General features: G+C 41.3%; 11 protein-coding genes. 1 reads left to right on the forward strand and 10 read right to left on the reverse strand.

Going from position 1 to position 11,957, the window contains the following annotated elements; all coding sequences use genetic code 11:
- Positions 1-24 precede the first annotated feature (24 nt).
- From mnmG to rpmH, 5 genes are read right to left on the reverse strand one after another with little or no spacing between them, the layout of a single operon-like run.
- Positions 25-1,914, reverse strand: coding sequence for a tRNA uridine-5-carboxymethylaminomethyl(34) synthesis enzyme MnmG (gene mnmG, locus HOD97_00065; protein MBT4280008.1), 1,890 nt, complete (start codon positions 1,912-1,914; stop codon positions 25-27).
- A gap of 7 nt (positions 1,915-1,921) precedes the next feature.
- Entirely contained in the window at positions 1,922-3,259 is a 1,338-nt protein-coding gene (gene mnmE, locus HOD97_00070; protein MBT4280009.1) for a tRNA uridine-5-carboxymethylaminomethyl(34) synthesis GTPase MnmE, read from the reverse strand.
- A 10-nt stretch (positions 3,260-3,269) separates the two neighbouring features.
- Positions 3,270-4,880, reverse strand: coding sequence for a membrane protein insertase YidC (gene yidC / locus HOD97_00075; GenBank protein MBT4280010.1), 1,611 nt, complete (start codon positions 4,878-4,880; stop codon positions 3,270-3,272).
- 3 nt (positions 4,881-4,883) lie between these two features.
- A complete protein-coding gene (gene yidD / locus HOD97_00080) occupies positions 4,884-5,093 on the reverse strand; it encodes a membrane protein insertion efficiency factor YidD (protein ID MBT4280011.1) in 210 nt (69 codons plus the stop codon).
- A gap of 44 nt (positions 5,094-5,137) precedes the next feature.
- Positions 5,138-5,272, reverse strand: a complete 135-nt coding sequence (gene rpmH / locus HOD97_00085; protein MBT4280012.1) for a 50S ribosomal protein L34 — start codon at positions 5,270-5,272, stop codon at positions 5,138-5,140.
- A gap of 165 nt (positions 5,273-5,437) precedes the next feature.
- Between rpmH and dnaA the strand changes: the two genes are divergently transcribed.
- Complete coding sequence (gene dnaA, locus HOD97_00090; protein ID MBT4280013.1) at positions 5,438-6,802, forward strand: chromosomal replication initiator protein DnaA; 1,365 nt, start codon at positions 5,438-5,440, stop codon at positions 6,800-6,802.
- On the opposite strand, the gene HOD97_00095 is transcribed toward dnaA, so the two are convergent.
- From HOD97_00095 to HOD97_00115, 5 genes are all read right to left on the reverse strand, one after another.
- Positions 6,803-7,300, reverse strand: a complete 498-nt coding sequence (locus tag HOD97_00095) for a hypothetical protein (protein MBT4280014.1) — start codon at positions 7,298-7,300, stop codon at positions 6,803-6,805.
- Entirely contained in the window at positions 7,240-7,791 is a 552-nt protein-coding gene (locus tag HOD97_00100; protein MBT4280015.1) for an archaeosortase/exosortase family protein, read from the reverse strand. Before HOD97_00100 ends, HOD97_00095 begins: the two co-directional genes overlap by 61 nt.
- Positions 7,772-7,948: a hypothetical protein gene (locus HOD97_00105; GenBank protein ID MBT4280016.1), complete on the reverse strand. Its 177-nt coding sequence runs from the start codon at positions 7,946-7,948 to the stop codon at positions 7,772-7,774. Before HOD97_00105 ends, HOD97_00100 begins: the two co-directional genes overlap by 20 nt.
- Before the next feature lie 168 nt (positions 7,949-8,116).
- A complete protein-coding gene (locus HOD97_00110; protein ID MBT4280017.1) occupies positions 8,117-10,270 on the reverse strand; it encodes a T9SS type A sorting domain-containing protein in 2,154 nt (717 codons plus the stop codon).
- Between the two features lie 21 nt (positions 10,271-10,291).
- Positions 10,292-11,683, reverse strand: coding sequence for a tryptophanase (locus HOD97_00115; protein MBT4280018.1), 1,392 nt, complete (start codon positions 11,681-11,683; stop codon positions 10,292-10,294).
- Positions 11,684-11,957: the final 274 nt, after the last annotated feature.

Genomic DNA, 11,957 nt, shown 5'->3' on the forward strand with positions numbered 1-11,957 from the left:
TAAGAAAAAACAATATCGAACTCTTTAATTTTGCCTATACCCAATTTTATGTTTTTTAATCCAAATTGATAAAATTGATATATCGGACGAAGTAACCCCAGAAATATTTTGAGCCTGTCCAATGTTTTCCGGGCTTATGTCAATTAGTTTTTCTCTTCCCTCAGAAGAGAGCCCAGACATTGTTGAATAATTAATACCGTTAGGTATATTAACCCCTAAAATGCGCCGCGTTAATTCAATAGACCTACGATGTCTAGCAATATATCCTGAATATTTAATTTTAGACTCAGCGTCTAATAACAGTTCGTTAAAAATATGTTCGGGGATAGTGTCATTTTTAAAATCAAAGAACTGCTTAGATAAGTCATTGATTTTGATTTCAGGCCTTTTTAACAAAGTAGACGCCCTCATTTTAGACGAAGGCGGAAGGGTTGGTCCGAGAAAACCGTGATTGTTTAAATCGGACACATTAACGACTTTGTTTAAGTTGGACATGATTTTCTCGCCAGCAGACAAGTAATCAGAAAGCTCTCTTATAGATTTTTCGCCTAATAGTGAATACTTTTCAGAAAAAGGAAACAACCTCTCGAGAGAATTAGAATATCTAAGCAAAAGACGATACTCTGCCCTTGATGTAAACATTCGATATGGCTCGGGAGTGTCTTTTGTTATTAAATCATCAATTAGAACCCCTATGTAGGCCTCATTCCTTTTTAATAGAAGAGGCTTGGTAGCCAAAATATAGCATACGGCATTAATTCCGGCTATGAGACCCTGGGCGGCGGCCTCCTCATATCCCGATGTGCCATTTATTTGACCCGCTAAAAAAAGTCCCGAAACGGCCTTGGACTCAAGAGATGACCTTAATTGTGATGGTCGAATATAATCATATTCGATTGCATAGCCCGGGCGGAACAAGGAAACATCTTTCAATGCGGGAATTTTCTTTAAAGCAGCAAGCTGAACGCTTTCCGGGAGGCTGGTAGAAAATCCGTTTAGATATATTTGATTTGAGCCCGCCCACTCTGGTTCTAAAAACAAAGAATGAGAGGGATGGTGAGAAAACCTAAACACTTTATCCTCAATCGATGGACAATATCTCGCCCCCACGCCCAAAACATCTCCCGAGAACATAGCTGAACGGTTTTTGTTTTTTTCTATTATATTATGACAACCCAGGTTGGTTTTAACTATATTACACTTTTCATTTGGTGGGTCAAATATTTTTGTTCTATAAGAGAACGGGGTTGGTGTTTTATCGCCATAGGTTTTCACTGTTTTTCCCCAATCAACAGAAGAAGCAATAATTCGAGGGGGGGTGCCGGTTTTTAATCTTCCAGTTGAAAAGCCAAGAGATTGCAAAAACTCAGTAATTCCCCCAGAACCCCGCTCGCCCATCCTCCCCGCACGTATTTTTTTAGACCCAATATGGACCAACCCGTTTAAAAACGTCCCACAGGTCAACACAACAGCGCGAGACCTTATAATGTTTCCGTCCCTTAAAACAACGCCGCCAATGGTATAGGAATCAACAACCAAAGACACCGCCTCGCCCTCAACAATTTTAATTTTTTCACTTGCACCCAATCTAGACCGAACAAGGTTTTCGTATACCCGCTTGTCTACCTGCGCCCGCGGAGACCAAACCGCCCGCCCTTTCGACTTGTTCAACATTTTAAATTGAATCCCCGCTCCGTCTGCAGCCAAACCCATAAAACCCCCAAGCGCATCAACCTCTCTTACCATTTGCCCCTTCGCGATACCGCCAATTGCCGGATTGCAAGACATTCTTCCCACCGCAGCTGTGTCCAGCGTTATTAAGACAACAGACAACCCCCTCTTTGCCGATATTAAAGAAGCCTCTATGCCGGCGTGCCCGCCTCCAACAACAATAATATCATAAGAGCGTTTCACGTGAAACCTATTTACCAACACAAAATGATTTAAAAATATTATCCAGAATTTCTTCTGTTGTTGTTTTTCCAAGGATAACGTCTAGGGCGCCAATAGATCTTCTTACATCTACTGCGGCCAATTCTAGGGCGGGGTTGCCACCTCTTAAATTTTTTATACCCAAAGCAAGGGCCAAGTCTGTTTCTAATAAACCATTATATTGTCTTGATGTTGTAAGGGCCGCGGAGTCTGTAATGGATGGATAAATAGACAACCTATCTTTAATTAGATTAAGTAGTTTTTTAATTCCACTGCCTTCTTTTGCTGAAATTGAGCAATCAAAATTTTTAGCATTTATCTTGTTGTTTGGTATATCTATTTTGTTTAAAACAGAAAGGCGTGGGTCAGACGTGGGGTGGGTTGGCGTTTCGTCGATATCGACAGATGAAAGAAATATAACCAGATCCGCGTTTTTAATGTGTTTTTTGGCCCGAGAAACGCCTTCTTCTTCTATTGTGTTTTTAGCAACTCTTAATCCAGCGGTGTCTATAAGGGTTACCACTACCCCGCTCAACAAAAGCGATACGCTTAGAGAGTCCCGCGTGGTTCCGGGCTGTTCGCTTACAATAGCCCTATCTGAATTTGATAATTTGTTTAAAAGGGTGGACTTGCCAACGTTTGGCTGTCCAGCGATTACCACCGTAGCGCCAGATGTTAAAAGCTGGGCTTGTTTGTGTCCATCTAAAATCGGGGCGATGGTAGATCTGGTTTTTGTCATAGCTTTTAGAATATCTTGATGGTGGTTCGGGGGTACCTCTTCTTCGCTGATGTCTAGCGAATATTCAATTGAAGCCAATATTCCCAAGAGGTTTTTTTTAAGGGCATAAAATTGCTTTGATAGGTGTCCGGAGAGAATTTTATTATTGAAGTTGGCCCCGTCTAGGGACTTAGAGTGGATTAGCTTTGCAACAGCCTCGGCCTGCACTAAATCAATTTTTCCATTTAAAAACGCGCGCTTTGTAAACTCGCCCGGCTCTGCCATTTTGGCGCCACCCTTACAGCACGTATTTATAATTTGTTGAACAATGGCCGGATTTCCATGACAAGATATTTCTATAACATCTTCGCCAGTATACGAGGATGGCTGTTTAAAGTATGTTACGATTATCCGATCGATCTCTTCACCATAAGAATTGTTAAACCCTGTAGTGATAGCGGTGCGCGGGGATTTAAAAAGAGTTGCTGCGCTTTGAGATATGTAATTTGTTACGATATCTATACACTTGGACCCGGACAGCCTAATTACGGAAATTCCGCCATAACCGTATGGAGTGGCGGGGGCTACAATGGTGGTTTCGGCATACATGGCCGAATTATCACTTTTTGGCGGGTGTTAAAAATTTTTGCTGTAAAATAGTAAATAGGTTAAAAAGTGCATAATAAAGATTTAACCCAGAAGGAAAGCTATAAAATATGAACAAAAAGAAAACATTCATCCCATACATCATTAATTTATTTTGACTGTCTCCGCTCGTTGGCTGCATCATTTTTTGTTGGATGAACATTGTGATTGCCATAAATATAGGAAGGATATTCAAAGGAAAACCTCCCACGATAGCGATAGTGTCTGGAGAAGAAAGATCGGTAATCCATAAAACAAAAGGCTGTCCACGAAGTTCAATGGTCGAACGAAACACGATAAACAAGGACATAAGAAGCGGCATTTGTAATAAAAGGGGAAGACAGCCCCCAAGGGGATTAACACCATGTTCTTTAAACAATTTCATTTGTTCTTGATTCAGACGTTTGGGGTCGTGCTTATATTTTTCTTTTATTTTAGCAATAAGGGGCTGAATTGCTTGCATTTCCCTTGAAGACTGGTAACTCTTTTTTGTTAGGGGATAAATCAACATTTTAATTAAGAAAGCAAAAATAATTAAAACGACTCCATAATTAGGTATGAGAGAATGCGTTTTTTTGAGACTCCAAAGAACCGCCTTTGCTATATATCTAAAAATCCAAACACCAAAGTTCATTGTTTTTTCAAGACCAACTCCAAGGTTTTCTATAAGGTCTTTTTGCAGTGGACCAAGATAGAGCTTAAAAGAGGTGTTGAGGCTTGCATTGTTAATTAAAGAAATGGAATAAAGAGGGTGGTCTTCTTCAATCGTTCCTTTTACTATTGCGCCAATCGAAGGTTGGTTGGGAATAATTGAAGATGTGAAATATTTTGATCTAATGGAGACCCAGCGCGTTGTGCCCCGTAATTTGTCTTCAGTTAGTTTGTTAGCCGACAACTTAGTTGAATGAACGTCGGTACCCAAAAGAGCGTTTCCCTCGAAATATGAGCGATCGTCTTTTTGGTTTTTCTCAGTAGTTGGAAGACCCCCATCCCAAGATAGGCCATACTCACCCTGAGACAACAACTCAGTTGCCCGGGCAAATGAAATATCGATATTGATTATATAACTTTCGGGATTAAAAGTAAGGGTTTTTGTAATAGTTTTGTTTTCAACAGAAGTCACAAACTGTAAGGCCCCACTTCTGGATAAAAGGTCCATTTGGCCGTTGCTCGAAACCCCGCTCCAATTATTATCTAACGAAACCGCGTCTCCGTCAATTGTTCGAAAATTAATTAAGAGATTGTCTTTGTTAAATTGGGTTATAAGGTTGACAAAAAGGCTGTCTTGAAATTTATAGTTACGCAGTCGAAAAGATTGGATTGAACCACCGTTTTTTGAGCTTATTTCTGCGGTATATAACGGTGTTGTAACGGAGAAAGACTCAACGCCGGTATTTTGAATTGGCGTTCTATAATCATCTAGGTTTTCTTCTATTTCTTTGACGACCTTCTCTGGCTGGCTTATTGACTCCACACCCTCAGCGTCAATGCGATTTTCAACCGGATCTAACCAATTAAAATAATATGGTGTTAGGATGAAAACGACCGCGATCAACACGACCGCCAATAATGTATTTCTTTCCATTGATTAGGGGACGGGGTCGTAACCGCCACTATGAAAAGGGTGACAGCGAGCTATTCGTTGTAATATCAAAAAAGAAGCGGTGGGCAGGGGCTTTGTTTTTAATGCTGTAAGCGCGAAATCGGAACACGAGGGCGCAAAACGGCAATGGCTACCAAGAAGAGGAGAGAGCCCCTTCTTATATCCAAGAATTAATACTCCTAACAAATATGCTATTCCTCCCAAGAGGAAGCCCTGAACGTTTGATGATTGAATTGGTTTCAAGCGCTCAGCTTCTTCCGTCCCTTTTTTCTTCTCTTGGCGATAACCGCTCTGCCGCCAACAGTAGACATTCGTTCTCGAAAGCCGTGTTTGTTTTTTCTCTTACGCTTACTAGGCTGATAAGGTCTTTTCATTGTTTCTCCAAAAAATTGAACGGGAAAATAAATATCATGTTGGTTAAGACCAATAGAAATGGGAATTATTAAAAATTAAAAATAAATCTTTAAAAACTACTTATTAAGATTGATACCATAAGAAAAAGGTTCTTAAATTAGGAAAACGAGGAGTGTGGAAAAGCTGTGGAAAACCTATTAAACGATCCGGCAGAAGTTTGGGCCGGAACCAAAAATGATCTTCGAAAAGATATAACCAATCATGCATATAATACGTGGTTAGACCCGATTAGCGTAATCGGGATAAACTCTAACCAACTTATTTTGGAAGTACCCAACCAATTCTTTTTTGAATGGATAGAATCTCACTATGGGAAAAGGATTGAGAATGTTTTAAAAAAGAAAACAGGAGGGACTCTTATTCCAAAATATACCGTTTCTACCACCAGCGAACAGCCTGCGGCACACTCCCCGCAAGAAGAGTTTCAACACGAAAACAAACGACAAGGCCGGTCGTCAACAAAATTAAACACCAGATATACTTTTAATTCTTACATCGAAGGTCCAAACAATCAATTTGCCAGAGCGGCAGCAAAAAGCGTTTCTGAGGAACCCGGCGACCAAAGATTTAATCCGCTGGTGATATATGGAGGGGTAGGCCTAGGAAAAACCCACCTTCTTCATGCGATTGGAAACCACATCCTAGATGAAAGAAACGACTTAAAAGTTGTGTGCGCATCAAGCGAAAAGTTTACTCTTGATTTTATTTCGTCCATTCAAAAAAACAAAACGGTAGAATTTTCTAAATCATACAGAAGCGCCGATGTATTGCTTATTGATGATATCCAATTTTTTCAAGGAAAGGAGCAAACCCAAGAGCAGTTTTTTCATACTTTTAATGAATTGTTTCAATCTGGGAAACAAATTGTATTAACAGCGGATCGCTACCCGGGAGATATGAAAGGATTAACAGACAGACTTTTATCGCGATTTAAATCTGGCCTATCTGTTGATGTACAGCAGCCCAACTATGAAACACGCGTGGCGATTTTAATGGACAAAGCTGAACAAAATGGTGTTGAAATTCCTTTTGATGCAATTGAATTTATGGCCAGACATTTAAAGAATAATATACGCGAACTTGAAAGTACAATTATACGATTGCTTGCACACGCATCTCTCACCAATCAAGAAATTGACTTTGGGTTAATTAAAAAAGTCGTGAAAGAGAGGCTGGGAAACAAACCTCTTAATGAAATAACCGTAGAAGATATTACAAACAGGGTTGCAGATATTACGAAACTCTCAACCTCTGAATTGGTTGGCCCGAGCCGCCGGAAACCGATCGCAGAAGCGAGGCAGGTTGCCATTTATTTATGCCGAGAAATTTTAAACACATCTCTCGTTTCTATTGGTCTTCACTTTGGAGGGAGAGATCATTCAACCGTAATTCACGCATGTAATAAGGTAGAAAAAATGGTATCTGAAGAAGACAGAATGAGGTCTTTGGTAGGGGAACTAAAAAAAGAATTTAGCTTCGGTGTAAATTGATTATTTGTGCCGATCTAGTATAGAATTAGAATATTCGCGTAAAGCAAGCAACCCAATAATAATAAATATCGCTTTATAAAATTTTTCGTGAACAATGGTAAGCGTTGCCAGTACATACGATCCCTTAAAAATTAATACGCCTACAATTGGAAACAGAATCAACAAGATCCCGTGATAAACGCACATCGTCAAAATGAATTGGTGTTTACGGCTAATGATAAACAAGGTAAGCGGAAGAAGAAAAAACCCTCCAAATGGAAGGTCAAAACGAATCTTCGGAAAATCCAACGGCACCAGGAAAAGCTCATCTTGGGCAACACTAACGTTTATATTGTTATATTTAAGGGAATATTTTACAACCGCGGGGGCGAGGACATTTTGAACTAAATCAACCTGTGTAGGACGAATTACGCCCATATATAAAATTGAAAATAGGCTCAGACCGAGGATGGTCCGACGCCAGAAAGCAAACTGGGCTGTTCGCTGACGATTGTCCATAAATACCATAAGGGTAAAACTACGGGATAGAAAACAACATAAGAACTGTAAATATGGGCGACTTCCCATGTATTTGGCAAGTAATAAGACCAAAGAGCAAATCCGGCGATACGAAGAACATTTGCAATAAATAACAGACCTATTCCACCGCAAACAAACATTAACATTTTTTGCTTAGGTCCGGGGTAGGCGATAATAAAACCACAGTACAGCCCAATTAATTCTAATCCATTGCAACCGTTTTGAATTTCAACACCACTAGATCCCGGTAGTCCAACAAACCGCCCCATTGATTCTACCGCCCACCCTAAAACCGATAAAAGACCCGCAGCCAAAGAAACGCCGGAATAGCTTAAAAATGTGTCCAATCGTCCATCGGGAAGAAGAACAAATGTATATAATAACTGCCAACCGGCATACACGCCACCCGCCTTAAGCAAGAATCGAGTTAGCGGGGAAAGGTTGAAAAAATTACTTTTTATGTTTATCACGCAACTTCTTCACCGCCCACGCACCTCCAGCAGCCGCCAAAAACCCAAGCCCGCCAATGGGCGCTTGATTCGGATCAGACGGAAAACTCGGTTGAGCAGTGATAAGACTAATGAGTGGTAATACAACTGCTATGATTTTTGTAATCTGTGTCTGCATGGTTTTTTCCTTATTTACTATTGGAATAATTAAGCTTTGCGGAAGTTTTTTTATCTTCCGCGAAGTTGCTTTTAGGAAACGGATAAATGGATGCTTGAAACATACAATAATCTTTGCGGAAGTTTTTAACTTTCGCAAAGAAGTAAGCATCAGCAATCCAATACTCCATCATTTGATAAATGTTATTTTTTGATTAAATGTTTTTTCTCCTGCTTTCATTTGAACCATGTAAATCCCGGAAGATATGTTTACTGGATTCCATTTTATTTTATGTGTCCCCGGTTGCATCTGTTCGTTGATAAGCGTTTCCACCAATTGACCATTGATGTTGAAAACCCGCATTTGTAGGGAATGCATTATTGCATCCTCTACTGCGGGAACATCAAATCGTATGGCGGCGCTCGGATTAAATGGATTCGGATAAACCGGGTGAAGTTCAAACGCTGTTGGAACCACGCCTGTATCCACACTCTGGGTTAAGGTGTTTATAGAAAGAGACAAAACCGGGGACCCAACCATGGGATAGCTATTGACGCCGGAAGATCCGTAAACAACAGAACCTTTTTCTTGGGTAAGAAAACTATATTCATCACTATCTGCCAAATGAACCGTCTCTTGGGTTTCTGTGTTGGTTACGGTAAAACTGAGACCGGTTGGAACATTGCTTAAATCCCACGTTAGGGTTACTTCTTCTACTTCTGTCTCAAATATGTCGCCCAATACATTAAGCGACAGTATATCCATATCAATTACTGTTGTACCCGTTAGATCTAGTGGAAGGTTGTTAACGGCAAGCGCACTGCCATCGTCGGCAAAGGTCGTTCCCACCAATCTTGGGGTCATATCTAAAGGCATGAGTTTATGGGCATCATAGTTATCCATTCCTACATCGCCCCCCTCATTGAAAGAAAGATAAAACGTTTGAGTTTTTGTCGCTGATGTTGCCGTGAAAGTTGCGCTGTAGGTTTGAGCGGTTCTATAAAAAGAGCCTGAAGAATTAGATTTGTCCGCCGTGGCAATCGTTAAAGACCCCGAACCGCCCGAGCCTTTTACCCAAAATCCTTGATAGGGCGCAATTAGTCCGTCTGTTAAGGAACCCGCCGAACCGTTCCAGGTTATATAGGCAGAGGTTGCATCGTCCCACACATAGCACGATGTTGTAACGGCAGCTTGGGTTACATCATCCCAATCAATAGTCTGTGCATAGGGATTTCCCGCAAGTTCCCACGCAGCATCAGCGATGGAACCGGAACTTGGCACGGTGGCACTACTGCTGTTCTCTGTTCCACTGACACTTAAAGTTGCGGGTAAATCATCTGTACCATCATTGTCTGTATCAGCAAACACATACACCAAAAATCCTTGTCCCGCTGTAAGGCTGGATCCACCACCAGACCCTGTTATATCGCTCAAGGCAGACCAGCTCGACCCATCGTAAGTCCACACATTGGCATCTCCGCTGGTGACGTCTGCGCTTGTCATCCCTTGGGTCCAAAGTTCAGAAAGCAAATCGCTGTAAATTTGGCCGGCCACTGGGCTGCTCATCATGCGGAAACCGGAATTGCCGGAAATGGTAACACTTCGATACCCATCCCACGAGCCAGGGTCAAAACCGTTATCTGTAAATGCAGTAGTAGTGGCAACAAGGGAATTACCAGCATTTTGATCAACCCCAGCAAGCCAGGTTTCGCTATCGCTGAAACAGTTCCAGTCGGAAGAGCTAGCAGTTGCGCCACTAGCCGATGTTGCCGTCGACACCCGCTCTGCGCGACCATCTTCAAATTCGTGCCATTTTCCACTTCCATCTTCTCCAACAACACCAAACATATCAACAATGTCATAGGTGTTTGCATCGGTGTGAGAAAATGTTTGTCCCGCCGCCTCTGTGACTATGGCATGATTATCATCTCCATTTGAATCGGCGGGTCCGCCGGCTGAAACATCTACAACGGTCGTCGCCCCAGCGCTAAAGGTTGAATTAAGCGTTGTATTATTTACAGCAAAAATTAGAAATTCTCCCGCCGCCAGCGAATAACTACTTAAGTTAATATTTGCTGTAGCTCCAGCGTTTGTGTTTGTCCATCTTATGATATAATAATTTGTAAGCGTAACTGATGAGGCCCCCGAATTATGAATTTCAATATATCTAGCAGACGAATTATCGTTTGGGTCTGCAATTTCAGTAATAATTATATCGCCCCACCCAAAGCTTAAAATTCCCAATATACCTAAATAACGAATTGATTTAACTAAATTATTTGCTTTGAGCCTTATCATAATACTATGGCAACCAATATACGCCTTAAAATCTTTTTTAGTCAAGAAAAGTCTTCGCGCATCGGTTTAAACCGGGCTGAATTCTGCAGAAAAATGTCTGAGGAAATCAGGCTGTTTGGTTATTGTATATCCACCCAAAGCCCCTTTTTCTTTGAAAACGGCATCCATGATTTCAATCACATAATCTATATGGCTTTGGGTGTGGGTTCTGCGTGGCAACGCCAAGCGGACCAACTCCATATCGGCCGGTGTTTCTTCTCCGGTTTCTGGGTTTATTTTTCCAAACATGACCGATCCAATCTCCACCGTTCGAATTCCTCCGGCGCGATACAATTCCACAGATAAAGACTGTCCCGGATATTGCAGCGGTTTAATGTGTGGCAAAAGCGCCTTTGCGTCTATATATATTGCGTGTCCACCGGGCGGTTGGATAATTGGAAATCCAATTTCTGTAAGATGCTCGCCTAAATAGCGCGTTTCAGAAATCCGATAGGTGAGATAATTTTCATCCAATACTTCGTGCAATCCAACAGCAATCGCGTCCAAATCTCGTCCCGCCAGTCCGCCGTACGTTGGGAACCCTTCTGACAAAATGAGCAAATCTTTTTCTTGTTGAGCAAGGATGTCATCATTGGTGCATAAGAATCCGCCGATATTTGCCAATCCATCTTTTTTTGCGCTCATGGTGCACCCATCGCCGTACCCCATCATTTCTTGCACGATTTCTTTAATGGATTTATCTTGAAAACCATCTTCCCGCTCTTTGACGAAATAGGCATTTTCGGCGAATCGAGCTGCATCGAAATACAGCGGAATATTATACGGATCGAGAACTTTTTTTACACTCCGCACATTTTCCATAGATACAGGCTGACCGCCTCCGGAATTGTTGGTAATAGTTAACATGCAAAGCGGAATATTTTTTGCCCCATATGTTTGGATCGCCGATTTTAATTTTTCAACATCCATGTTTCCCTTAAATGGAAATAAACTTTGCGGATCCAAGCCCTCATCAATGACTATATCTATTGCCTTTGCTCCGAGATATTCTACATTGGCCCTGGTGGTGTCAAAATGTGTATTATTGGGGACAACAGATTTTTTATTACACATGACCGAAAAAAGTATTTTCTCTGCGGCGCGTCCTTGGTGAGTTGGGATGACATGTTTGTATCCAAAAATATCTTTAACAGAAGATTCAAATCTTTGGAAACTTTGACTTCCGGCATAGGATTCGTCGCCTCGCATAATTGCTGCCCATTGTTCCGAACTCATGGCGCCGGTACCGCTATCGGTTAATAAATCAATGAGAACATCCTGCGACTGTATTTTAAAAAGATTATAATGTGCTTTTTTTAAGATTGCATCGCGCTCTTCTCTTGTGGTCATTTTAATAGGCTCAACCGACTTAATGATAAACGGTTCTATTATGGTTCTAACGGTGGGGGTTTTTTGCATTTTCTTCTACGGTTTTTTGTGGTTTGGGCTTTGTTTTGCGAAATTAATATAAAGACGTTTCACCTTTAATCGTGCGCAAAATGTTTCAATCACCATCCACCCTCCCAGTCATTCCGAGCGAGTCCCATCGGGATGACGAGGAATCTAAATTCGAAGAGCAAGGTCATCTGATGAAGATTCCTCACACTTCGGTTCGGAATGACAGACATTTTTTTCACAAACCCTAGCTTTGCGAAAGTTTAGAATCTTCCGCAAAGGTTTTTATGTACCACTA

The organism is Candidatus Neomarinimicrobiota bacterium (assembly GCA_018651745.1).
In the GTDB taxonomy this organism is placed as follows: Bacteria; Fidelibacterota; Marinisomatia; order Marinisomatales; family TCS55; genus JAAZYX01.